This is a genomic window from Corynebacterium mastitidis DSM 44356 (genome assembly GCF_000375365.1).
GTDB classification, from domain to species: domain Bacteria; phylum Actinomycetota; class Actinomycetes; order Mycobacteriales; family Mycobacteriaceae; genus Corynebacterium; species Corynebacterium mastitidis.
In genome coordinates this window covers 30,271-53,732 of sequence record NZ_AQXB01000002.1, presented here as the reverse complement: position 1 = coordinate 53,732, position 23,462 = coordinate 30,271, and the positions used below count along the sequence as shown (strand labels likewise).

General features: G+C 65.7%; 20 protein-coding genes and 1 pseudogene. 5 read left to right on the top strand and 16 right to left on the bottom strand.

What is annotated here, in order from left to right; translation table 11 throughout:
* Positions 1 to 2 precede the first annotated feature (2 nt).
* The 6 genes from B140_RS0102665 to B140_RS0102640 form a co-directional block, all read right to left on the bottom strand.
* Positions 3 to 986, bottom strand: coding sequence for a decaprenyl-phosphate phosphoribosyltransferase (locus B140_RS0102665; protein WP_018117807.1), 984 nt, complete (start codon positions 984 to 986; stop codon positions 3 to 5).
* Positions 983 to 1,501, bottom strand: coding sequence for a phosphatase PAP2 family protein (locus tag B140_RS0102660; protein ID WP_026165916.1), 519 nt, complete (start codon positions 1,499 to 1,501; stop codon positions 983 to 985). Before B140_RS0102660 ends, B140_RS0102665 begins: the two co-directional genes overlap by 4 nt.
* Entirely contained in the window at positions 1,491 to 3,464 is a 1,974-nt protein-coding gene (locus B140_RS0102655; protein ID WP_280512653.1) for a glycosyltransferase, read from the bottom strand. Before B140_RS0102655 ends, B140_RS0102660 begins: the two co-directional genes overlap by 11 nt.
* A gap of 240 nt (positions 3,465 to 3,704) precedes the next feature.
* Complete coding sequence (locus B140_RS0102650) at positions 3,705 to 3,932, bottom strand: hypothetical protein (protein ID WP_156801628.1); 228 nt, start codon at positions 3,930 to 3,932, stop codon at positions 3,705 to 3,707.
* Positions 3,933 to 5,202: 1,270 nt separating this feature from the next.
* Positions 5,203 to 6,414, bottom strand: coding sequence for a UDP-galactopyranose mutase (glf, locus tag B140_RS0102645; protein WP_018117803.1), 1,212 nt, complete (start codon positions 6,412 to 6,414; stop codon positions 5,203 to 5,205).
* A 140-nt stretch (positions 6,415 to 6,554) separates the two neighbouring features.
* Entirely contained in the window at positions 6,555 to 6,998 is a 444-nt protein-coding gene (locus B140_RS0102640; RefSeq protein WP_018117802.1) for a VOC family protein, read from the bottom strand.
* 183 nt (positions 6,999 to 7,181) lie between these two features.
* Between B140_RS0102640 and B140_RS0102635 the strand changes: the two genes are divergently transcribed.
* Positions 7,182 to 8,924: an N-acetylmuramoyl-L-alanine amidase gene (locus B140_RS0102635; protein ID WP_018117801.1), complete on the top strand. Its 1,743-nt coding sequence runs from the start codon at positions 7,182 to 7,184 to the stop codon at positions 8,922 to 8,924.
* 254 nt (positions 8,925 to 9,178) lie between these two features.
* On the opposite strand, the gene B140_RS0102630 is transcribed toward B140_RS0102635, so the two are convergent.
* The 7 genes from B140_RS0102630 to B140_RS0102600 form a co-directional block, all read right to left on the bottom strand.
* Positions 9,179 to 9,367 (bottom strand): hypothetical protein, encoded by a 189-nt coding sequence (locus tag B140_RS0102630; protein ID WP_018117800.1) that lies wholly within the window; start codon positions 9,365 to 9,367, stop codon positions 9,179 to 9,181.
* Between the two features lie 26 nt (positions 9,368 to 9,393).
* Positions 9,394 to 9,660: a type II toxin-antitoxin system RelE family toxin gene (locus tag B140_RS13195; RefSeq protein WP_083912209.1), complete on the bottom strand. Its 267-nt coding sequence runs from the start codon at positions 9,658 to 9,660 to the stop codon at positions 9,394 to 9,396.
* The gene (relB, locus tag B140_RS13190; protein WP_083912208.1) at positions 9,657 to 9,944 is read right to left on the bottom strand and encodes a type II toxin-antitoxin system RelB family antitoxin; all 288 of its coding nucleotides are present in this window, start codon (positions 9,942 to 9,944) and stop codon (positions 9,657 to 9,659) included. Before relB ends, B140_RS13195 begins: the two co-directional genes overlap by 4 nt.
* Positions 9,945 to 10,209: 265 nt before the next feature.
* On the bottom strand, positions 10,210 to 10,470 hold the full coding sequence (locus tag B140_RS0102620) for a hypothetical protein (RefSeq protein WP_026165914.1): 261 nt from the start codon (positions 10,468 to 10,470) through the stop codon (positions 10,210 to 10,212).
* 340 nt (positions 10,471 to 10,810) lie between these two features.
* Positions 10,811 to 11,461 carry an ABC transporter ATP-binding protein gene (locus B140_RS0102610; RefSeq protein WP_018117797.1) on the bottom strand — a complete coding sequence of 217 codons (651 nt, stop codon included), beginning with the start codon at positions 11,459 to 11,461 and terminating at the stop codon, positions 10,811 to 10,813.
* Positions 11,449 to 13,530 carry an ABC transporter permease family protein gene (locus tag B140_RS11695; RefSeq protein WP_156801627.1) on the bottom strand — a complete coding sequence of 694 codons (2,082 nt, stop codon included), beginning with the start codon at positions 13,528 to 13,530 and terminating at the stop codon, positions 11,449 to 11,451. The genes B140_RS0102610 and B140_RS11695 overlap by 13 nt, the downstream gene beginning before the upstream one ends.
* A 221-nt stretch (positions 13,531 to 13,751) precedes the next feature.
* Complete coding sequence (locus B140_RS0102600; protein ID WP_018117795.1) at positions 13,752 to 14,585, bottom strand: HAD family hydrolase; 834 nt, start codon at positions 14,583 to 14,585, stop codon at positions 13,752 to 13,754.
* Positions 14,586 to 15,309: 724 nt separating this feature from the next.
* Here B140_RS0102600 and B140_RS13185 point away from each other — a divergent pair.
* The 4 genes and pseudogenes from B140_RS13185 (at position 15,310) to B140_RS14280 (ending at position 19,244) form a co-directional block, all read left to right on the top strand.
* Positions 15,310 to 16,842, top strand: a complete 1,533-nt coding sequence (locus tag B140_RS13185; RefSeq protein ID WP_083912207.1) for an MFS transporter — start codon at positions 15,310 to 15,312, stop codon at positions 16,840 to 16,842.
* A 79-nt stretch (positions 16,843 to 16,921) separates the two neighbouring features.
* Positions 16,922 to 18,424: an FAD-dependent monooxygenase gene (locus B140_RS0102595; RefSeq protein ID WP_026165912.1), complete on the top strand. Its 1,503-nt coding sequence runs from the start codon at positions 16,922 to 16,924 to the stop codon at positions 18,422 to 18,424.
* A pseudogene (locus B140_RS14285) lies at positions 18,399 to 18,689 on the top strand (GAF domain-containing protein); the annotation flags it as partial. The gene B140_RS0102595 and the pseudogene B140_RS14285, both read left to right, overlap by 26 nt.
* A 279-nt stretch (positions 18,690 to 18,968) precedes the next feature.
* Complete coding sequence (locus B140_RS14280; RefSeq protein ID WP_156801626.1) at positions 18,969 to 19,244, top strand: hypothetical protein; 276 nt, start codon at positions 18,969 to 18,971, stop codon at positions 19,242 to 19,244.
* A gap of 54 nt (positions 19,245 to 19,298) precedes the next feature.
* On the opposite strand, the gene glpK is transcribed toward B140_RS14280, so the two are convergent.
* The 3 genes from glpK to B140_RS0102575 all read right to left on the bottom strand — a co-directional run bounded on the left by glpK (position 19,299) and on the right by B140_RS0102575 (position 23,415).
* Positions 19,299 to 20,831, bottom strand: a complete 1,533-nt coding sequence (gene glpK / locus B140_RS0102585; RefSeq protein ID WP_018117792.1) for a glycerol kinase GlpK — start codon at positions 20,829 to 20,831, stop codon at positions 19,299 to 19,301.
* Between the two features lie 116 nt (positions 20,832 to 20,947).
* Positions 20,948 to 21,685: an MIP/aquaporin family protein gene (locus B140_RS0102580; RefSeq protein ID WP_040425880.1), complete on the bottom strand. Its 738-nt coding sequence runs from the start codon at positions 21,683 to 21,685 to the stop codon at positions 20,948 to 20,950.
* Positions 21,685 to 23,415, bottom strand: a complete 1,731-nt coding sequence (locus tag B140_RS0102575; protein WP_018117790.1) for a glycerol-3-phosphate dehydrogenase/oxidase — start codon at positions 23,413 to 23,415, stop codon at positions 21,685 to 21,687. The genes B140_RS0102580 and B140_RS0102575 overlap by 1 nt, the downstream gene beginning before the upstream one ends.
* Between the last annotated feature and the right edge of the window lie 47 nt (positions 23,416 to 23,462).

The window sequence follows — 23,462 nt, the reverse complement described above, 5'->3', positions numbered from 1 at the left end:
GGCTAGACGAAAGCGGGCATCACGTACACCGCAAGCACTATGCACAGGATCCACAGCCCCGCCAGCGCCTGCAGCACGCGGTCGGACAGCGCCAGCTCGTCGGGGGCGCCGCCGTCGCCGCTATCCACGTCCGCGGCGTAGCGCAGGATCGCGATGGCGAAGGGCACCATGGAGATCTGGTACCACACGCCCGAGGCGGCCTCCACGCTGCTGGACATCTCGAAGCCCCACAGCGCGTAGCTCATCACCACGGACGTGGCCGCGAGCGTCCACACGAAGCGCAGGTAGGTGGGGGTATAGCCGCGCAGGGACTTGCGGATCTTGGCGCCCGTGCGCTCCGCGAGCAGCAGCTCCGAGTAGCGCTTGCCCGCCGCCATGAACAGCGAGCCGAACGCCGCGACCAGCAGGAACCACTGGGACAGCGCGATGCCCGCAGCCACGCCGCCCGCCATCGCGCGCAGCATGAAGCCGGAGGAGACCAGGGCGATGTCGATCACCGGCTGGTGCTTCCAGCCGAAGCAATACCCAAGCTGCAGGGCGATGTACACCGCCACCACCACGGCCAGCCCGTAGCCGGAGGAGGCCAGGAAGGAAACACCCACCGCCGCCGCGATGAGCGCCACCGCCATCGCGTACGCCACGGACACCGGCAGCACGCCCGCCGCGATGGGCCGGAAGCGCTTGGTGGGATGCTGGCGGTCCGCCTCCACGTCGCGGGCGTCGTTGATGAGGTAGATCGAGGACGCCGCGAGGCAGAACACGATAAACGCCAAGGCGACGTCCACGAGCGTGCGCTGGTTGAGCAGCGCGTCCGCCCCGGCGGCGGCGGGGGCCGCCACCACCAGGACGTTCTTGACCCACTGCTTGGGCCGCAGCGCCTTCATCATGCCGTCGAGGAGATTCTTCGGCGGCTTGCGCTTCCTCGTGTTATCAATGCCCTCGGTATGCGGTTCCGAGCCAAAAATGCCCGTGTTCTGCTCCGTCACGCGGTGCGCCTTTCCTTCCTCGCTACCCTCGACATCACCAACTTGGCGGTGGCCGCGCCGAGCGCCGTCCCCGCCAGCACGTCCGTGGGGTAATGGACCCCCAGCACCATACGCGAGAGCATCATCACCGGCACAATGAGCAGCGGGCCGCGCCGCCGCGTCACCTCCGCCGCCGCCACCGCCGCGGCCGTGGTGGAGGTAGCGTGCGAGGAGGGGAAGCTCAGCTGGGAGGGGGTGGACACGCCCACGCGAATCCTCGGGTCGTGGGGCCGCCTGCGGCGCACCACCCGCTTGATGGCTATCGACGCCGCGTGGCTCGCCAGCGCCGAGGCCCCCACCCCCAGCCACCGCGCGCGGCGCCCGGAGTCCAGGGCCGCGCCCGCGGCGGCCAGGCCCATCCACCCCAGCGCGTGCTCGCCGAAGGCGCTGAGCGCCCGCGCGGCGGGAAGCACCCCGGGCCGATCCGCGGCCGCGGACTGCAGCGCCACCAATACGTCCGCCTCGTTACGCATCAAAGACCTCTCCCCACGCCTCGCGGCTCACCAGCCTGGGCAGCGCCGCGCGGTACTCCCCGCGCAGCCCCTCGAAGCGCTCGGCCAGCTCCTTGTGCAGGCGCAGCGTCTCGCGCAGCAGCTCCTTGGCCTGCTCGCGGTCGCGCTTGCGGAACGTCACGCCCTTGCCGTCTGCGGTGGTAACCGTGGCGCTGTCCAGGCGCGAGAGCGAGAACCACCGGGCCTCGTGCCGGGACAGGTTGGCCTGCGGCACCTCGTGGTGCTCGGCCTGCGCGGGGCGCGCGGAGTGCGCCAGGCTCTTGGCCAGCCAGCGCAGCTTTTTCACCGGGGCCAGGCGGCCGCCGATGTCGTGGATGGGCACCCCGCCCGGCAGGCCCGAGGGGTCCGGCAGCGACGCCGCCGAGGGCACCACCTGGGCGTCCGGGTACTGCTTACGCATCGCGTTGATCCTGGGCAGCGAGCTCTCCAGGATCTCGAAGAGGCGGTCCGGGCCCGCCAGGAAGTCCTTGAGGGCCTCGATCTGGATGGCCATGGTGGAGTACTCCAGGCACATGGCGTGCTTGAAGGTGGACTTGCGCAGGGACTTGATGATGCCCTTGACGTCCCCCCGGTGGTACATGGCGGCCACGATCAGGCGGTTGCGCAGGTGGAAGTACGCCTGCCAATCGATCGCGTCGTCCTTGTCCGCCCAGGACATGTGCCAGATGGCCACGCCCGGCCAGGTGGCCGTGGGGAAGCCCGCCTCCTTGGCGCGCAGGGAGTACTCCGTGTCATCCCACTTGATGAACAGCGGCAGGGGCTGCCCGATCTTCTCCGCCACCACCGTGGGGAACAGGCACATCCACCAGCCGTTGTAGTCCACGTCGATGCGGCGATGGATGTCGCGGGAGGTCACGGTGCCCAGGGGATCGCCGTGCCTGCCCAGGTCGTTCATGGGGTGCTGGGCAAAGTCGTGATCGTAGTGCACGTTGGGGGCGGGCGACCACATGAAGTCCGCGTGGTTGACCACCTCGCCCATGGTGCGCAGCTCGGAGCGCTGCAGGAGATTGAGCATCTGCCCACCCACGAAGATCGGGCGCGCGGCGTAGCGCGCCACCTGCACGGCGCGCAGGATGGCGTCCGGCTCAATGGCGATGTCATCATCCATGTACAGGATGTAGGGGCTGCTCGGGGTGGCATCCCCCAGCGCCTCGTACATGATGCGGGAGTATCCGCCGGAGCCGCCCAGGTTGCCCTGGCGGAACTCGAAGAAGCGCTCCCCGAAGTGCTCGGTCACGCCCCTGTAGCCGGGCTCATCCGCCGGGTGCTGGTTGCCCTGATCCGGCATGAGCACGGCGTCGATGATCGCGTCCACCTCCGGGTCGGACGCCAGAGCCTCCAGGGCCGCCACCGCGTCCTTGGGGCGGTTAAAGGTGGGAATGCCCACCGTGACGGACTTGTCGAAAGGCCCCACCTGGGTGCCGTCCGGCATGGTCTGCGGGCCGGGCGCCTGCGGGGCGTACCAGCCCCCGGCCACCGTCACCGCCGACTCCGCCGTGACGTCGAACCAGTACCAGCCGCCGTCCTCGAAGGGGGCCAGGGAGAGCCGGAACTCCACGGCGTCGTCGCTCACCTGCGCGGCCTCCACCGCGATGCGCCCGCCGTCGAAGCGGGAGCGGTAGACGTCGATGCGGGCGCTGCCGGTGACCTCCACGCGCAGCACCACGGAGTCGAGCTGCGACCAGCGGCGCCAGTAGCTGGCCGGGAAGGCGTTAAAGTACGTCTCAAAGCTCAGCTCCGCGCCCGCCGGGATCTCCACGTTCAGGCGGTCCGGGCAGGTGATGCGCTCCTGCGCGCTCTGGGTTTCCATGTAGTAGAGGCTGCGCACGTCGGCAGGCTCCCCGCGCTTGGGCATGAGCAGGCGCTGTAGCTGCTCCACGGCCGCCGTCTGCTGCGCCGAGGGCGTCGGTTGGGTAGTTGCACTCACGGTACTGGTCTTTGCCTTCCCTTGTGGCCGTTCTTCTTTGGGCTATTATCGCCCCTCTAGATTAATTGGTTACCCAGCCCGGCGGGGAGGGAACACGGTAGGGTGAGGCAGCCCACGTCGCGGCGGCCTCCCTGCGATCGCGGCGCACACCGGGCGCGCGCAGGGGCCCACGGCTAAGCCCGCGCATGAGAAAAGGCCCCAACCTTACCGGTCAGGGCCTTTTCCCGGGCGCTATGCGCACTAGGCGGCGAGGGAACTCGTCATGCCACCGTGCAGGCGGTGCTCCAGCTCCTCTACGGCCTCGCGCTCGATGAGCACGGTGCGGAAGAAGGCCGGGCTGGACTCCCAGCGGCGGGCCACCCCGTCGAGGATGGCGTCAATCAGGCCAATGGGCAGTTCCGCGCCGAATCGGGCGTGAAGGTCCATCCGCACGCTCCAGAGGCGATCAATCTTGGTCATGGCGCTCACGATCCTTTCCTTCGTTCACGTCGGAGACTTGCTCTGTTAACTGTTCGTTAACCTTAGCGTCACCGCCCGACCAACGCAAGGCGCTTCAAATAATGGGAGGTTCAAACGGTTTTTTCCGCCCAGGAGGAAGGGGCGCGGCGATGGTGCGCGAGAGGAAAGGGGCAGCTCAAGGCCATGTTTTACCTACCCCGCGCACCCCGCACGGAAGAAAAGAGAGGATCGTCACACCCCATGAAAGGTGGAGCGCCCCCACAAGGAGCCTCGACCGACACCGGGAGTGACGCCTTTCCGGCGCCATCCCTAACAGTAGGTAAACAAATGGTTAACGTAGAGGGGTCCCTGCGGACCTAGCCGCGGAAACCTAGCCCACACGCCTTAAAATCCACCCAAGAACCCCCTCGAATGTGCAAAATTACACTCATGGATCAACGCGACACTATCATCAAGGCACTGGGAGAAGCGCGACTACAACCATATTTGGTAGAAGCGGGTGGAAACAAGAAGCACGCACTCAGGCTCTACCGCTGGAGCATCGAGCTGTCCACAGCAGTGCAAGCGGTCCTTGGACCCACGGAGGTTATACTCCGGAACGCAATCGACAACACCCTCCAACAATGAACAGCGCTCAATACGGCCAAGAAAGGAGCTGGCTGCTTGAGCCTCCCGCCGCCCCTCTTCGCTCGCTCACCTCCAGGAAAAGGGAGGAAGCGCTACGCCGAGCACGCAAAGCCGCAGAGAGACGCAGCTCCAACCATCCCCGCTACGGCGAGCGTATTACCCACGATGACGTTCTTGCCCACACAATGTTCGGCCTGTGGAAGGACCACCTCCCCGAAGCCAACCCCCAAAGAGAAGGAAATAGAAACCGGATAAGGCTATGGGATGAGGCGATCCACCAGGCCTTCCCCTACACACAAGACCACGATGGGGCACGTACTTTTTGGAGAGTCTTCCACCTGCACGAATTACGGAATCGCGTGTCCCACATGGATAGCCTGCTTAATACCAACGTCCACGACCGCACAAACGAGGCTTTTGACCTCGTGGAAAGCATCAATCCGCATGTACGGGAATGGCTCAGCGGAACAAGTACGGTAAGAAGCGTTCTACGCAAGCGCCCCTAGTATAGAGAAAAAGCCCGCTAGCGCATTCGTCTAGCGGACCTTCCCAGTCTCATGGCAAGGGACCTTGTCCTTACCTTCTCTAGGTAAGAGAGTAAAGTCTCTTACCACGATTCGTCAACCCCACAACCGCACGGAAACGCACCCCCTCAGTGCCCCCGCGCCTGCTCCAGCGGCGCACCCTCCTCGAAGAAGGGCACCAGGTGGTTATCGAACATGGACAGCGCCGCCCCGATGGCCATGTGCATATCCAGGTACTGGTAGGTGCCCAGGCGCCCGCCGAAGAGCACCCTGTTCTCCCGGGACTCGGCGGCGGCGCGGCGTCGGTACGCCTCCAGCGTGGCGCGATCCTCCGGGGTGTTGATGGGGTAGTACGGCTCGTCGCCCTCCCCGGCAAAGCGCGAGTACTCCTTCATGATGACCGTCTTGTCCTTGGGGTAGCGGTCGGCGCGCTCGGGGTGGAAGTGGCGGAACTCGTGGATGCGGGTCCAGGGGACGTCGGCGTCGTTGTAGTTCATCACCGGGGTTCCCTGGTAGTCGCCCACCGGCTCCACGGAGGCCTCGAAGTCCAGGGTGCGCCAGCCCAGCTTGCCCTCGGCGTAGTCGAAGTAGCGGTCCAGCGGCCCGGTGTACACCACGGGCGCCTCCGGGGAGGCCGCGCGCAGCTCCTCGCGGACCTCGAACCAGTCCGTGTCCAGGGAGACGTCGATAAGCTCGTGCTCCGCCATGCGCTCCAGCCACGCGGTGTAGCCGTCCACGGGGAGCCCCTCGTAGGTATCCGTAAAGTAACGGTTATCAAAGGTGTAGCGCACGGGCAGGCGGGTGATGTTCCCGGCGGGCAGCTCCTTGGGATCCGTCTGCCACTGCTTCGCGGTGTAATCCCGGATGAAGGCCTCGTAGAGCGGGCGCCCGATGAGCGAGATCGCCTTCTCCTCCAGGTTGGCAGCCTCGGCGGGGTTAAGGCCGTCGGTCTGCTCCGCGATGAGCGCGCGCGCCTCCTCCGGGGAGTAGTAGCGGCCAAAGAACTGGTTAATCAGCCCCAGCCCCATGGGGAACTGGTACGCGGTGCCCCCGTGCATGGCAAACACGCGGTGCTGATAATCGGTGAAGTCCGTGAACTGGTTGACGTACTCCCACACCCGCTTGTTGGAGGTGTGGAAGAGGTGCGCCCCGTACTTGTGGATCTCGATGCCCGTCTCCGGTTCCGCCTCGGAGTAGGCGTTGCCCCCGATGTGCGGGCGGCGCTCCACGATGAGCACGCGCTTGCCCAGCTGGCTGGCGGCGCGCTCGGCCACGGTGAGGCCGAACAGTCCGGAGCCCACCACGATGAGGTCATAGGTTTGAGCCTGGTTTTGGGTCATGAGCACCAGGGTAATCGACGCCACGGCGGGCGCGGGGGCGCCACGCGCTCGGGCCGCGCGGGGCCACGGCGGGCGCGGCGGCCTCGGCGCGGGTGGGCGTCGGCCTTTCCAACCCCTCTCGCCGCGCTGCGGCCCCGCCCCTAGCCCCGGGCCGCGTCCGCCTGCGCCGTGCTGACGGACCACATGACGCCGTAGGGGTCAAACACCTGGCCGTACCAGTTCCCCCACGGCGCCTTGGCGAAGGGCATGTTGACCTCGCCGCCCGCGGCCACGAACTTCTCCACGATCTCCCGTCCTCGCTCCGGGGACTCCACCTCCGCCAGCAGGGAGTAGGCCGTGCCGCGCAGGGGGTACTCCTCGCCCTCGAGGCTCATCTGGTCCGCCCCGGCCACGCCCCAGGTCTCGGTGATCAGCGTGGCATGGGCCACTGCCTCGGCGGGCGGGGTGAACGGCATGCCCTTGAGCTGCTGCTCGCCGTACTTGGTGATCTCAAGATCGCCGCCGAAGATGGAGTGCCACAGCGTGAAGGCCTCCTCGGTGCGGTACTCGGGCAGGGACACGTAGGAAAGGATCTTGTCCGTCATTGCAACCAGGGTACGGCACTCAGGCACGGGATCGGGTACGGCATCCGCCTTCACATGAAACGCACAAATACCATCCAGCAACAACTAAAACAAGCTACACACTGGCTTCTTTAGCCTCAGTTGTTTACGATGATGGACATCTATACCTCGCCCACACGCAACACGCTGAGGAGAACAACCACCGTGCCGCAACGACGCCGCCTCATCGCGCCCCCGCGCAAGCCCGTCCTCGCCGCCGTCCTAAGCGCCGCGCTCGTGGCCACCGCCACCCTGGGCGTGGGCACCGGAATCATCCCCACCGACGTCGCCGGCGCCACCCCCGTGGCGGCCTCCGAGGCCACCGCCTCCTTCGCCAGCGGCAGCAACGTCGTGGTGGACGACCCCGCCATCGCCACCCAGGGCGAGGGCGAGGCCGCCCGCACCGTCAAGGAGTTCAGTCGCGACGAGCAGTTCTCCATGTTCGCGCTCACCTGGAACGGCACGCGCGACATCGCGGCCTTCGTGCGCGCCCAGGCCGCCGACGGCTCCTGGGGCCCCTGGTACAACGCCGAGCCGCTGGACGAGACCTCCCCCAGCGGCACCACCGGCACCGAGCTGATCTACGTGGAGCCCACCAATCGCGTGCAGGTGTCCGTCTCCGGCGTGGACGTGCTCGGAGAGAACCAAGGCCCCGAGGCGGAGAACGCCGGGGCCAACGCCCCGGAGGCCGCACCGGAGACTACCCCGGCGAGGCAGGCTCCCCAGGCCGCGCAGCCCGAGGCTCCCGCTCCCGAACAACCGACCCAGCCCGAGGCCCCCTCCGCCGCGCCCGCGGACACCCAGGAAGCCCCGGCGCCCGCCGCCCCCGAGCCGACCGGACAGAACGGCCAGACCGCACCCAAGGGCGGCGGGGTGCCGCTGCCCACCAACTACGGGGACATCAAGCCCGTGGCCGAGGTCTCCGACGCCGACGACATCGAGGCCGTGTTCATCGACGGCAACGCCCAGGACGGCGGCACCCAGCTCGCCGCCGAATCCGACAGCTACGGCATGCCCGAGGTGGTCTCCCGCGCGGGCTGGGGCGCCGACGAGTCCATCCGCTGCCAGGACCCCACCGTGGACGATCAGGTGTCCGCCCTGACCATCCACCACACCGCCGGGTCCAACAACTACACCCAGGCCCAGGCCCCCGGCGTGGTGCGCGGCATCTACCAGTACCACGCCCAGACCCTCGGCTGGTGCGACATCGGCTACAACGCCCTGGTGGACAAGTTCGGCACGATCTACGAGGGGCGCTACGGCGGCCTCAACGAGGCGGTGCAGGGCGCTCACGCCGGAGGCTTCAACCAGAACACCTGGGGAATCTCCATGATGGGCAACTACGAGACCGTCACTCCCCCGCAGGCAACGCTGGAGGCCGTGGGCAGGCTCGCCGGGTGGCGCGCCGCCCTGGCCGGGTTCGACCCCACTGGGGAGGACATCCACTACTCCGAGGGCACCTCCTACACCAAGTACGCCTATGGCACCGAGGTCACGCTGCCCAACATCTTCGCGCACCGCGACGTCGGCCTGACTACCTGCCCGGGCGACGCTGGCTACGCGCAGATGGACACGATCCGCGAGATCGCCAAGGAAACCTACGACTCCCTGGCGGACAAGCTGAGCGGCGAGGAGACGGAGACCAGCTCGGCCCCGGCCAGCTCCACGGCCCCGGCCTCGACCGCTACCGAGCCCGCGACCTCCTCCACGGCCCCGGAGAGCGCAACCTCAGGCAACACCGAGAGCGCCACGGTCGGTGCCGGTGCGGAGGCCTCCGAGCCCACGGTAGCGGAGCCCGGCGCGGCGGGAACGGGCGCTCAGGGCCAGGCCACCGGCGTCCTTCCGGCAACCCAGCAGGAGGCCGACGCCTCCGGGGAGGCGCAGCAGGCGGGCGCGGCTAACCTCTAGACCTCACCATCTTCCCCGATCCACGAGCGGGCCCCTCGGGGCCCGTTTTCTTATCTCGGCGGTGTCCTAAGAGGAGCAAATCTCGCTGCCGCGCACTTCCTCGACAACGTCAGCGGCACACCCCGCCGTAGGAAGAGCATAAGCTCGAGAACACAGCGCGAGCGCCACCTGCAACAGCTCCTCGAAGCCCCCGGTTCTGCTACGCGGCAGTGTGCTCTCCATAAGAGCAGCGCCGCGCCGTTTTACGCACGAGATCAGCCGCAGCCATAATTTTCCTCCCGTGCCCTCTGCGCGAACGCCTCCCAATCGTCGCCCATCACGTCCAGAAGCCACACCATCGGCCCCTCAGTCCACACCGCGCCGGATAACTGCTTCTCGCTCAGACCACCCTCAAAATCAGCAGCCATCGCTTCTAGCTCCGCGTCATCATAGATCCGTTTCATCACTTCTTCCCCAGTGGAAGCACACCTTAGTAGTCATAAACATGGCTGCGATGCCCGACCTCGATGACCACGACCACCAAACGAGAATCCACGAGATCGCACACCAGCCGATAATCCCCGACGCGGTACCGCCATAACCCCGCTAACCGCCCCGTGAGTGCTTTTCCTCGCGCACGCGGATCCTCCAGGGACTCAATCGCCTTTAGCGCGCGACGGATTCTCCGCGAGGTCTGCGGGTCGAGTTTGCGCAATACCCGTGCTGCATCCCGGGAGAGTTCAACGCTCCACCTCAATGCAGATCATCCACGTCCGGCTCACCAGGATCACCCAACTGCGCATTCAATTCCGCCAGCGACACCGTGGACTCACGCCCTGAACGAATATCCGCTGCGGTCTCAACCACCCGGTGCTCCCACTCAAGCTGATCGATCTCGCGCTCTAGCGCCTCTCGGAGAACATCGCTACGAGAACGCCGCCCCGCAGCAGCCAACACGTCCACCCGCGCACGCAAATCATCAGGAAGCCGCACCGCAAGCGCGGCGCCGAACCGCTGGGAGGGAGTCTCACTCGTCGTCATGTAAACAATGATTACACTGCATAACCCCCGCGATCAACCCTACGTTTATCTGCACAAACGGCCGTCCGCGTCAACCGATACGTACCTGCGGTGCCGCCTTGATATGGCAAAGCCACAGGACATCACCGCGAGGCTCGTCCACCGGCACCCTTCCGGCAGGCCACCGACGCCTCCGGGGAGACGCAGCAGGCGGGCGCGGCTGACCTCTAGGCCTCCCATCTTCCCCGATCCACGAGCGGACCCGCTCTATTGTCTCGGCGGTGTCCTAAGAGGAGCGCTCCGCAAGAATCTGCGCGATCACATGCCGAGGAGAGGCGCCGCTTTCCAGGCATACCCGGATGATCTCCCCGCGTACGTCCTCCGGCAGATCGAGCAAAGCCGCAGCCGGCCCCCGTGCCCCCTCGGCCAGGGACTCGAGGGGATAACCGGCCTCAGCCTCGGCCACCAACCGGGCCACCTCGGCGTCGGTCATTCCCTCGACGCGATCGACTATCTCCACGGACTTTTCCGCCAGCATAATCTTCAACCCCTCAACAAAGAATAATACTTCTTGCGTAATTTCATCGCGTGAATAACGGTTATGTCACCGGCGGCGTTCGTTACATAAACGATCTCCAACAAGCGCCGAGCGGAGTCGAAACCGATCACAAGGTACTTGGGAGGGTCATCCCGTATCCGCCCACTGTACACCGACAACGCGAGGGCCCTCACTATCTCGGCGGGCCGAATCCCGTGCCGCAGGGCCGAATCCAATATCCGCATGAGTCATACCCCCGATCCTCACACCACCCCCATCATGGCGCTCCCTTTAAAACCATACCCACATCGTCATCGGCGCGGGAAGGAGGGAGCCCAGCCCCACCCCCTCAGCGACCCGGCGCGTAGTCCGCCAGGTTGAGCACACGGTCCGCCCGGCGCGCGATGGTCTCGTCGTGCGTGACCACGAGCATGCCCTTGCCCTGCTCGTGCACCAGGGAGAAGAGCTGATCCGCCACCTCGTCCCGGGTGAGCGTGTCCAGCGCCCCGGTGGGCTCGTCCGCGAGGATCACGGCGGGGTCGGTCACTAGGGCCCTCGCGATGGCGGTGCGCTGCCGCTCCCCGCCGGAGAGGTCCCGGGCCAGGGTCTCCGGCGGCACCCCCAGCATGGCCAGGAGCCGCCCGGCGCGCCCAGGCTCCGCGCCCGCGCCATCCATCATCATCTGCGCCACCGCCACGTTGTCCCGCGCGGAGAGTTCGGGGAGCAGTTCCCCGTCCTGGAAGATCACGCCGATGGCCTCGCGGCGCACCGCGGCGGCCTGGGCGCGGGGCACGCCGTTCATGCGCCTACCGGTCACCTCGATCGCGCCCACCGGGGCGGGGGCCAGGCCCAGCACCTGGTTGAGCAGCGTGGACTTGCCCACTCCGGAGGGGCCCACCACGGCCAACGCCTCCCCGGCCCGGACCTCCACGTCCAGGCCCGAGAAAAGGGTGCGCCCCGGGACGTCGGCACGCAGCCCTGAGATTTTTAGGACACCCATGTTCCCACCTTCCAACCCTTCATGATCGTTCGCGCGCGGTAGAAGGACACGGCGGCGGCCACCGCCAGCCCCAGGCCCACCACCACCGCGCGCAGCAGGAGGAAGGGCAGGGCGTAGGAGAGGGAGGAGCCAAAGGACAGCGCCAGGGCCGAGGAAAGCATGAGCGCCATGCCTCCGCCCACGGCAAAGCCCAGGAGCACCGGGACGCCCAGGCGCACCAGCGCCACGCCCCGGAGCACGCCCCCGGAGTCCGAGAGCACCACCAGCGGGCCCATGCGCCTCATGGTGGCGGTCACGTCCGAGAGGAGAACGACGAGGATGCCGCAGAGCATGACGCCTAATGCGATGAGGCCGAAGTACCCCACCCAGGCGGCCTGGCGCGCCCCCATGCTCGCGCCGTAGTAGTCCGAGGTGGCGGGGCTCCAGGTTCGCCACATGGGCACGGTCTCGCGGGCCACGGTCTCCTTGACCCCGCGGAGGTCCGCGGCCCGGCCCTCCGGGTACACCACGGAGATCAGCACCTCTCCCCGATCCTGATCGGCCAGCAGATCTTCGAGCCTCGCCTGCTGCGGCTCCTGCGGCCCGAAGAGATAGCGGAGGTACGCCCGCTCCACGGGGGCGTCGCCCCGCTCGAACAGCGCGGAGCGCGGCACGCACCCGCTCTCCCCGCAGGCGGTCTGGGTGAGCATGATAGTGGCCCCGGGGGCCTGCCGGGCAAGCTCCGGGAGCAGCGCCTCCGACCCCGCGTAGAAACCCATCTGGGGAGAGATCTCCACCACGGAGTCCCGGAACTCCTCGTGCGCCACCCGCGCCACCCGGGAGCCCTCCGCCCAGGAGACCAGGAAGCCCTGCACCTGCGTTCCCACGAGCAGGCAGGCGGCCACGCTCACGCCCAGCACCGCCACGGGGCGGATGCGGTGCACGATGCCCGCGGCGCCCACGATGGCCGCGGGGCTGCGCCGACGCCCTCCCCACCTCCGCAGCGCGGCGGAGACCCGCAGCATGAGGTATCCCACCAGGTCGAAGAGGGTGAACACCACCACCAACAGCGCGGCGAGGTACACAAAGAAGAGCAGCTCCGACCCCGTGCGCTGCACCGCCACGAGCACGCCGACCGCCGCCGGGGCCGCCAGGAGGCACACCAGCGCACGGCGGGGGCTGAACTCCTGCTCCCGGGCGCGCGGCCTGTTAGCCGCGAGGTTTCTGGGCACCACCAGGCAGGTGCGGAAGTAATAGACCAGGAAGGCCAGCCAGGCAAGCAGCATCGCCCCGAGGATCACCGGCAGCCCCGCCCGCAGATCCCCGGCGGAGACCCCCGTGTTCATGCCCGGCAGGCGCAGGCCGCATGTTCCCGCAAGAGCCACCACCGTCCCGGAAAGCGCTACCGCCCCGAGCAGGGGCAGCCGCACCTGTGCCGCCATCCACCGCAGGCGCTCCCGCCAGGTGTAGCCCAGGGTGAAGAGCAGCATGTTCTGCCGCTGCCTGCCCTCGCGGCCCTGCGCCACCGCGATGACCCCGAGGATCACGGCGGAAACGCCCACGGTGAGAACGTAGGCCGAGGCCGCCAGCGGGAAGGGTGCCATCTCCACGACCTCCCCCGTTCCCCGGCCCCCGGCCCCGTAGCCCACGCTGGCGGTCATAAAGTTCTCCCGGACCTCCCCCGGCATCTCGCGGGGCACCACGTAGGCCAGGGGCTCGCCGCCCGTAGCCAACCCCTCCGGCCCGATGGTGCCCGCCACCCGGCCATACCTGGAATCCAATCCCTCCTCGGCGGCCATCTCCCGCAAGGCGGGAGAAAGCACCGCCTCCCCCGGGGCGGGCCACTGCGCCACGCCGGGCGGCAGGGGAGCGTCCTCCACCAGGGGCCACAGATACACCACGGAGGCATCCAGCGGGGTGCCCACCATCGAGTCATGCACCTCGCGGTACAGGAAGGCGGCCGACTCCCCCTCGGCGGCGGAAACCGGGGAGCGGGCGGCGTCGCGCCCCTCGATGCCGGAATACGCGGCGTGCATCGCACCCAGCCCGGCGCTGGCAAGCCCAAGGATCGAGACGGCGAGGAAAAGCACCACCAAGGAGAACCGGGAAGCGCGGGCGCGACGCCCCAGCCCTCCAAGCCCCTGCCCGACGCGCCCCGCGCGAGCCCTCACCGACCGCGCCCCCTCGGGACCGGGAAGCCACGAGAACGACGAGCCCGGCCTCGCGGCCCCGGCCACAGGCACCGCTTTCTTCATCACCAACTCCTCCCGTCTACGGGGGTTGTTCAGCGGACGCAAACACGGCGCGCTCCCTAAAACCACTCCTCCAGCACCTGCGCCACCCCGCACTCGTCGTTCGTGCCCGTCACCCGATCCGCCGCGCGCTTCACCTCCGGGGCCGCGTTGCCCATCGCCACGCCCAGCCCGGCCCAGCGCAGCATCTCCACGTCGTTGGGCATGTCCCCAAAGCACACCACCCGCTCCCGGGGCACGCCATGACGGCGCGCCAGGTCGGCCACCGCCACCTGCTTGGTCACCCCCGGCGCCGCCACCTCCAGCAATCCCTCCGGCATGGAGTAGGTCAGATGCGCCACCCGAGGATCCAGGGCCGGGGCGATCGCCTCATACATCTGCGCGGAGGTCATACGCTCGTTGCGCAACAGCAGCTTCACGGCGGGCTCCGCTATCACCTCGTCCTCCGAGCGCACGGCGTAGCCCTGCGCCTCCCAGGTGTGCACGTAGCGCGGGCTCACCACGAACAGCTCCTCCTCCGAGTCAAAGGCGGACGCCCCGCAGCGCTCCGCCGCCACGCTCAGCGGCTCCCCGCGCTCCCCCAACGCCGCGCGGGCACGCGCCACCACGTCGCGCATGGTGTCCGGAGCGAGGGCGCGGACGCGCAGGATGGCGTCCTCCGCGGGGTCGTAGAGCACCGCGCCGTTGGCCGTGGCGCACACCGGGCGCACGGGAAGCTGCTCCAGCACCGGAAAGAGCCAGCGGTGCGGCCTGCCCGTAGCCAGCGCCACGGCGCACCGCTTCTCGACGGCCCTCCCCAGCACCGCCCGCAGGCGCTCCGGTACCCGCTCCTCGGAGGTGATGAGCGTGCCGTCGATGTCGCTGACGATGAGCAGGGGTGGTGGGGTGGTCACGGAGTTGATTGTAACCGGGTTTCGGCACCATCCCTCGCCGCTGCCACGGTGGCCGCAACAAAGGCTACTGCGACCAAAAAAAGAATGTATGCACAAAACAAAAGGTAATGGTCTTGTAACAAGTGACGAACCATCGGGGCAGTCCCACCCAAACACAGGGAACAGAGGGATCACAGGACGCCAGAGACGCGCCGCCGATGCACGGACGACATCACCCGCTCACAGCGGAATGTGAAATATCACACCTTGCATACCCGAAATGCCTCCTGAACTCTACTTTTTCAACGCAACCGCTCACACCATCAGGACCTACCGGCCACATCGCTTGCAAAAAAGAGCAAACCTGCCCATCATGTGATCATCAGATAGAGAGTTGCTTCGTAGGCCCCTTGCCCACAAGCCCAGACCTCATCTACGCCACTCCGGCCATCGCCAGAGCGGGCGTCTTTCAGTTCGAACAGAGGTACACCAAGGGGCCACCATGATTCTTGCACCTGGATTCAACCCAGCTCTTCCCACACTCACACCGCGCGAGCACACGCATCTCAGATTCCCCACCAACCGTCGCGCCGATGTCTTTTATCATCATTTCCCCTTTTCCCCCAGGCGCTAGCACGCAAACACTATGGGAACTAACAAACCGATTTCCAAAATCCCCGGCCCACTCCGGAAGTATGCACAGGATCGGTCACCGATTTTCAAAATGGGAATACCAGGTTAAATTATGGACAATAAACTTCAAGAAAAACCAAATATTCTTCTCACCGCCATCCTCCTCAGCGTCACCATCGTACCGATGGGCGTATCCGGAACCGGAGTGACTCTTCCCCATATAGCCTCAGAATTGGGAGCACAACCAACTCAACTACAGTGGGTGGTCAATGCCTTTAACCTCACCTTCGCAGTGTTCAGCCTGGTAGCAGGCTCCCTCGCCGATCATTTTGGACGAACGCGCGGACTCATTGTCGGGTCGTTCATCTTCACCCTCTCGGCAGCGCTCAGTGCAGTAGCACCAAACCTCATGTTCCTCGATGTCGCCCGCGCCCTAGCGGGAGTAGGTGCCGCTATCGTATTCTCCTGTTCGGGAGCGCTGTTGGCTATCACTTTTTCAGGAAAGGCCTCAGCACGCGCCTTTTCCCTATTTGGCACAGCCGCCGGAGTGGGCCTGGGTTTTGGCCCCACCGTCTCATCGCTGACAATCGCTGTGACGGGATGGTCTGGAATATTTTGGTTTAGCGCGGCAGCGATGAGCCTATCAATAGCTCTAATCCTTTACTCTCGCGTTAAAGACGCCCCAAACCCCACCGCAACCAAGATAGACTACGTGGGGGCGCTTATTTTTACATCCTCCATTACCCTCACCATCACCGGGATATCTCAAGGCAACGCTTGGGGATGGTCTACCCCTAGAACCCTCACCACCCTCCTCCTCGGCATCATTCTGTTTATTGGATTCCTCCAGATTGAGCGGCGCGTCCAGCATCCCCTTCTTGATTTCGGCCTTCTCAGATCACCACAGCTCCTCGGGCTTCTCCTCGTCCCGACGGCAGGCGCAATAGGATTTGTCACTCTGCTCACCTACTACCCCATTCTTCTCACCGGAGCATGGGAGCTATCGCCAGGAGCACTGGGAATGACCATGCTCATCATGACCGCCCCCGTTATCTTCGGTCCACTCATCGCCGGAAAACTTCACGACCGTGGCATCCCCTCTTGGACGATCCTCGGCGGCAGCATCTCCTTCTTTTCGATCGGTTCCGCTCTGCTCACCTTCCAGGGCTTGACCCCACACCCACCCTCCTTAGTGATCTCCTTCCTAATGATCGGGCTCGGGTTCGGACTAGGCGTGGGCCTCGTCGATAGCCAAGCTATCGGATCGGTACCCGAGGAAAAGTCGGGAATGGCATCAGGCCTCGTCTCCACCGTCCGGCTAGGAAGCGAGGCGATAGCGGTTGCAATATTCGGCGGCATACTAAACACGATCATCGGGCTAAGAGTCCAGGAATACCTTCTCAGCAGCTTCAGTCAAGAGGAAAAGGAAGCGATATTAAATGCTGTTACTACCGGGGAAATATCCGGTATAGACACACCGGGGGTTTCATCACACCTTCTAAAAACAACGCTGCTGGAAGGGTTTAGCTCACTCCTATGGTCCATATTCACACTAACTATAGCTTTATCAGTCATGGTCACCGCACTACTACGGAGATCAAACGCGGAGTCCACCCATAGCGATAGTGGATCAACCACACCTTAATGGAAATAATTTTTCGAGATGAACGAAGAGTAAGACTTCGTAGACTCTCACGCCTCCACCTAGAAAGGATCATGCCATCATGAATCATCATTACGATGTAGTGATCGTCGGCGGCGGCCCTGTAGGGATGTTGATCGCTAACGAGCTTGCACTGCACAGTATCTCTTCCGTGGTCCTAGAAAAGCGTCATACGGTCAGCGAATATCCGAAGGCCGGTACCTACCATGCACGAGCCATATCTGCTCTTATTAGGCGCGGGATAGTCGCTTCTCCACGCCGCACGAACGATCACTTAGCGAACACAATCGAGCCGTTCCAGTTCGCGGGATACCCGTGGTTACGGCTCCGCTCACGGACGATTGACGGGCCCGTCATGCTGGGTATAGCCCAAGCAGACTTGAAGCGTGCGATTACCCGCCACGCAGAGGGCTGCGGAGCCCACCTGCTACGAGGGCACTGCGTCACCGATGTCTCACAGAATGAGGCGGGGGTATCCGTCCGGTCCGTCGATGCCGAGGGGAAGATCCATGAGGTTAGTGCGGACTATGTCATCGGCGCAGACGGTGGGCAGAGCATAGTCCGGCGATCAGGGGATTTCTTCTTTCAGGAACATGCTCCCACCATGCGGGCCATGCTTGGTTTGGTCACCCTCCCGCAGCCCGATCAGATACCTAATGGATGGTCACACACTCCGCGGGGATGGAGCCTCCTTAACTACAACCCCTATGGGGAGAGCAGGCTCATCGTCTTTGAGTTCGATGGTCCGGCGTCGGATCGTAAGGCCCCCGTCACCCCCGAGGAATTCTCCGCCGCAGTTGAGCGCGTAGTCGGTAGCCCCGTAGAGCTTGAGTCTCCGCACTACCTCAATCGGTTTAGCGACTACAGCCGGATCGCCCAGCGCTATCGCGATCGCCGACTCTTCCTTGCCGGCGATGCCGCTCATATTCACTATCCTCTTGGTGGCCAGGGTCTCAACACGGGAATCCTTGACGCTATCAACTTGGGTTGGAAAATCAGCGCCGTTCTCAGCGGCGCGGCCGATGAGGATTTGCTCGACACATACGGCCAAGAGCGTGAGCCAGCGGGGCAATGGTTGATCAATAACACCCGGCTGCAATCTCTGATGATGAATCCTGCGCCCATCTATGACCCTCTCCGGAACTTTATAGCCGAGCTTCTTTGCTCCGAGGAGACACACGATTGGCTGGCCGACCGGATCAATGGAGTTTCTACTCAGTACAGCGTGGGATTGGAACGCTACCCAGCACTTGATGGAACGTTCATGCCCGACCTGGAGGTCGCGGTATCCGGAGAGATCACCAGCATCGGTAGGCTCTTGCAACGAGGAAAGTTTCTTCTCATTGCTTCTCCTGATGCCCTGGGGAAGCTCTCAGTCCCTCCGTTCACCGATGCTGTTGCCGTTAGTAGCGGCCTTCCTGAGGATTTTCCCGACGTCATTGTGGTTCGCCCGGACGGATACGTTGCTTGGGCAGGCGGCGTCGATGAGGAAGCAGCCATGCTATCCTGCCTGCGTACGTGCTTTTCATTGAACGTCAATGCCGAGGAAAAGCTGCATGGCTGAGGGTTGGTTTCTGGTAGACACCGTGGGGAAGTCCCCTGCGGTGCTGCGTATTGGGAATCGCTCGAAGCAATGGCGCCCGCTATCCAACGAGTTTCGCGGTTCCGTGCGCACCACTGTGGTGCGCCTTGTGGAGACTGTGCTCAATAATCTCAAGCAATCTCAGGTACTTGTGGATCTTGCGGGGCCTCGCTTGGCAATAGCCTTCCCCGTTCTCGGAGTTGCCCGCCACGTTCATGGCGTACTGATGTGGGTCGGTGACCCTACCGATAGCCTCCCCCGGGAGCCTGAAACGCAGGCATGGGAATGGGACCTCACCGATCCCATCATCCCCACCACGGTCACCCAGGAGAAAAACCCCTTTACCCCGCGACAAACTCTTACCGACTGGTTATCCCAGCTCTCCCGTCCAGCCGATGTTCTGTGCTTGGCCCAACAGATTCGTACGGCGCAGCCCGGCTCACGATGCACGGGGGAATACCTTGACGCGCACGGATTCGTCCACAAATATACGATGCGGTGCATTAAAACTTTTGAGGGGACCCGGGTGGTAGGCGTTTCTGTCACGTTACCCGAGAAAACTGCTCCCGACGACGCGGACACCGTTGCCCGCAGCGTGCTCGACCACACCGCTCAGGCACAGGGGTGCGCACCCGCTTTCATCGACGCCTCCTCCCGCCGCGTCCTCGCCTGGCTTTCCGCGCAGCGGCCAGAGTTGCCGGAGGCCATGCTCCACGGGTTTGGCCCCCTCCCCGAGCTTCCCGCCGAGCACACACTACTCCCGGCGGCGCCGGGCATCGTGCTCGCTACCATCCCCCGATAGAAAAGTGCCTCCGAGGCTCCCCTCGCTCGGCGGCACTTTCAAGAGGGCAAAACCCTAGTCCGCGTCGTACTCCCAGTTCAGGGAGCGCTTCACGGCGCGCTGCCACTCGGCGTAGAGGGTGTCCACCTGCTCCTGCTCCATCTTGGGCTTCCACACGGTGGTGGAGTCCTTGTCCTGGCGCAGCACGTCGAGGCTGTCCCAGTAGCCCACGGAGATGCCGGCCGCCAGGGCGGCGCCGGTCGCGGTGGTCTCGATGTTCTTCGGGCGCACCACGTTCGTGCCCAGGATGTCCGCCTGGAACTGCATGAGCAGCTCGTTCATGGTCATGCCGCCGTCCACGCGCAGATCGGTGATCTCCACGCCGGAGTCCGCCACCATGGCGTCGGCCACCTCGCGGGTCTGGTAGGCGGTGGCCTCCAGCACGGCGCGGGCCAGGTGCTTGCGGTTGGCAAAGCGGGTCAGGCCCACGATGACGCCGCGGGCGTCGGGCCGCCAGTGCGGGGCGAAGAGCCCGGAGAAGGCGGGGACGATGTACACGCCGCCGTTGTCCGGCACCTCGCGGGCGAGGTTTTCGATCTGCCCGGAGTTGGGGATGATCTGGAGGTTGTCGCGCAGCCACTGCACCAGGGAGCCGCCCATGGAGACGGACCCTTCCAGGGCGTACACGGGGCGCTCGCCCTCGATCTGGAAGCACACGGTGGTGATCAGGCCGTTATCGCTCCACTTGGGCGTGGTGCCCGTGTTGAGGAGCAGGAACAGCCCGGTGCCGTAGGTGTTCTTGGCGTCGCCGGGGCGGAAGCAGCCCTGGCCGAACATGGCGGCCTGCTGGTCGCCGAGGACGGCGCGGATGGGCACGCCCGGCAGGGAGCCGCGGGCGCGGATCTTGCGGAAGTCGCCCAGGGAGGGACGGATCTCGGGAAGCATGGACATGGGGATGTCCATGGCCTTGCACAGCTCGGGGTCCCACTGGAGGGTCTCCAGGTCCATGAGCAGGGTGCGGGAGGCGTTGGTCACGTCCGTGGCGTGGACGGCGGGCTCGCCCTCGTCGCCCTCGGCGCCGCCGGTGAGGTTCCACAGCAGCCAGGTGTCGATGGTGCCGAAGAGGAGGTCCCCGGCCTCGGCGCGCTCGCGGGCGCCCTCCACGTTGTCCAGGATCCACTTGATCTTGGGCCCGGAGGGGTAGGAGTTGATGCGCAGGCCGGTGGTCTTGCGCCAGCGGTCGGGGCCCTCCTCGCCGGAGAGCTCCGCGCACAGCTCGCTGGTGCGGGTGTCCTGCCACACGATGGCGTTGTACACCGGCTCGCCGGTGTTCTTGTCCCACACCACGGTGGTCTCGCGCTGGTTGGTGATGCCCACGGCGGTGATGTCGTGGCTCGCCACGTCGCTGTCCGCGAGGGCGCTGCCCACGGCGCGGCGGGTGTTGTCCCAGATCTCCACGGGGTCGTGCTCCACCCACCCCTTTTGGGGGAAGATCTGCTCGTGCTCGAACTGCCCCGAGGCAACCTGGTTGCCGTCGTGGTCGAAGAGAATGCAGCGCGTCGAAGTCGTGCCCTGGTCGATGGCCGCAACGTACTTGTTCTGGCTCATTGGTTCAGTTGCTCCGTTATTTCTATCCGTAGTGCTGTACGGGTAGGCCCCCGGTGGGGGCCGGGTTACTGCTACTGCGCTTTCCGCCGTAGGTCTCCCTCATCACCTTAGCCGCTCTACAGCGCGGCCAGCAGACCCACCGCCACCGCAGCCAGCATGGGGCCCACCACGGGCACCCAGGCGTAGCCCCAGTTGGGGTTCCCCTTGCCGGGGATGGGCAGCAGGAAGGCGTAGGCCAGGCGGGGGCCGAAGTCGCGCACCGGGTTCAGCGCGTAGCCCGTGGGGGTACCCAGGGACATGCCGATGGCCACGATCACGAAGGCCACGCCGAAGTAGGTCAGCGGGCCGAGCTCGCCGCCGGTGGGGCCGAAGGCGATGAAGATCAGCAGCACCGAGGTGGCAATGAACTCGGTGACGGTGTTCCACGCGTTGTTCGGCTCCGCCGGGCCGGTGAAGAAGATCCCGCCGGTGTCCTTGTTGGCCCCGGTGACGTTGCCGCGCTCGTCAACGTTGTTGGCGTCGAAGAGCTGCTTGAAGGCCGCCCAGGCCAGCACGGCGCCGAAGATGGCGCCGAGGAGCTGCCCGGCCACGTAGGCCGGGACGAGGGACCACGCCACGGCGCCCTTGAGGGCGAGCATGACGGTGACGGCCGGGTTGAGGTGGCCGCCGGAGACGTCAGCCACGCTGGCACCCACGTACACGGCCATGCCCCAGCCGAAGGCGATAAGGATCCAGCCGGCGCCCTTGCCGCCGGAGGTGCGCAGCGCGTTCACCGCGCACACGCCGTTGCCCAGGAGCAACAGCAGGGTCGTTCCGAGGAACTCCCACAAGAAAGCATCAGTAGCAGTAAGCATCAGTCCTCCACGGAGGTATCAATGGAATGTCGGGAATCGGCGGCCTCGGTGACGATCGTGTTCGCGTCCTCATCCGTGAGCGCCTTCTCTGCGGCGAGCTCCGCCTCGATCCGGCCGCGGAAGGTCTCGATCTCCTTCTTCTTGGCCGCCTCGTCCCAGCCCAGGACGGGGGCGATGAGGTCCGCCACGGCCTCCGCAGAGTCGAGGCCGCGGTGCGCGTACTCCATGGACACGCGCAGGCGGCGCCCGAGCACGTCCTCCAGGTGCAGCGCGCCCTCATGGGTCACGGCGTAGAGCGCCTCGGCCTTGAGGTAGCCCTCGGCGGCCGGGAGGGGGGACAGCAGGTCCTTGTCCTCGGCGGCGGGCGCGAGCACCTCCTCGTAGAGGGAGCCGTAGCGGCCCAGCAGATGCTCGATCTGCTTCTCCGTCAGCCCGTGGCGCGCGGCCAGGGCGGGCACCTGGTTGGACAGGGCGTGGTAGCCGTCCGCGCCCAGGATCGGGGTCTGGTCCGTGATGGACTCGGAGACCTTCTTGGGCACGTCCTGGAGCGCCAGGTCCACGGCGTCCTTGCCGATCACGCGGTACGTGGTGTACTTGCCGCCGGCCACGGAGACCAGGCCCGGCACGTTGCGCGCCACGGCGTGGTTGCGCGAGAGGTTGGTGGTGGAGTCGGAGCTGCCCTCCAGGAGCGGGCGCAGCCCGGAGTACACGCCCACGATGTCCGAGTGGACGATGGGGCGGCGCACGCGCTTGTTCACCTCGGTGAGGATGTAGTCGATGTCCGCGCGGGTGGGGGCCGGGTCCGGCTTGCTCAGCGTCTTGGCCCAGTCGGTGTCCGTGGTGCCGATGATCCAGTAGTCGCCCCACGGCATGACGAAGAGCACGGACTTCTCGGTCACGAAGGTCAGGGCGGAATCCGCCTCCAGCACGTCCTTGGGCACCACGATGTGCACGCCCTTGGAGGCGTGCACGGAGAACTTGCCCTTGGTGCCCGCCATCTTCTCGATCTCGTCGTTCCACACGCCGGTGGCGTTGATGAACACGGAGCCTCGGATGGTGGTCTCCGCGCCGGTGTCCGTGTCCCGCAGGCGGGCGGAGACCACGCGGCCGTTGACCTTGTCCAGGCCGGTGACCTGGGTGGAGGGACGCACCACGGCGCCGTACTCGGCGGCGGTGCGCAGCACCATCATGGTGTGGCGGGCGTCGTCCACCTGGGTGTCGTAGTAGCGCACGCCGCCCACCACGGCGTCCTCGCGCAGGCCGGGGTTGCGCTTGAGCACGCTCTTGCGGGTGAGGTGCTTCTGCATGGGCACGGTCTTGGCACCGCCCATGAGGTCGTACAGGGTGAAGCCACCGAACATCATCACGCGCTCCCACATGCGGTGGGTGAGCGGGAAGATGAAGCGCAGCGGCTTGACCAGGTGCGGGGCCAGGGTGGACATGTTCAGCTCGCGCTCGCGCAGCGACTCCGCCACGAGGCGGAAGTCAAACATCGCCAGGTAGCGCAGGCCGCCGTGGAACATCTTGGAGGAGCGCGAGGAGGTGCCGGCGGCAAAGTCGCGGGTCTCTACCACGGCGACCTTGAGGCCGCGGGTCGCCGCGTCCACGGCGGCGCCCGCGCCCACCGAGCCGCCGCCGATGATCACGACGTCGAACTCCTCGTCCCCGAAGCGCTTCCACGCCTTCTCATAGGACTCGGGATTGAAAGTTTGTTTGCTTGTGGAAGCCATTAGTAGTAGCTACCTAACCCTCTCTTTTCACAGTATGCGGATGGCCT

What these genes read in the sequence shown, in the direction of transcription:
- B140_RS13185 (WP_083912207.1), top strand. Translation starts at nt 15,310, where the DNA reads ATGGACAATAAACTTCAAGAAAAACCAAATATTCTTCTCACCGCCATC.
- glpK (WP_018117792.1), bottom strand. Translation starts at nt 20,831, where the DNA reads ATGAGCCAGAACAAGTACGTTGCGGCCATCGACCAGGGCACGACTTCG.
- B140_RS0102640 (WP_018117802.1), bottom strand. Translation starts at nt 6,998, where the DNA reads ATGACGGACAAGATCCTTTCCTACGTGTCCCTGCCCGAGTACCGCACC.
- relB (WP_083912208.1), bottom strand. Translation starts at nt 9,944, where the DNA reads ATGACGACGAGTGAGACTCCCTCCCAGCGGTTCGGCGCCGCGCTTGCG.
- B140_RS0102595 (WP_026165912.1), top strand. Translation starts at nt 16,922, where the DNA reads ATGAATCATCATTACGATGTAGTGATCGTCGGCGGCGGCCCTGTAGGG.
- B140_RS0102630 (WP_018117800.1), bottom strand. Translation starts at nt 9,367, where the DNA reads ATGAAACGGATCTATGATGACGCGGAGCTAGAAGCGATGGCTGCTGAT.
- B140_RS0102575 (WP_018117790.1), bottom strand. Translation starts at nt 23,415, where the DNA reads ATGGCTTCCACAAGCAAACAAACTTTCAATCCCGAGTCCTATGAGAAG.
- B140_RS0102580 (WP_040425880.1), bottom strand. Translation starts at nt 21,685, where the DNA reads ATGCTTACTGCTACTGATGCTTTCTTGTGGGAGTTCCTCGGAACGACC.
- B140_RS0102610 (WP_018117797.1), bottom strand. Translation starts at nt 11,461, where the DNA reads ATGGGTGTCCTAAAAATCTCAGGGCTGCGTGCCGACGTCCCGGGGCGC.
- glf (WP_018117803.1), bottom strand. Translation starts at nt 6,414, where the DNA reads ATGACCCAAAACCAGGCTCAAACCTATGACCTCATCGTGGTGGGCTCC.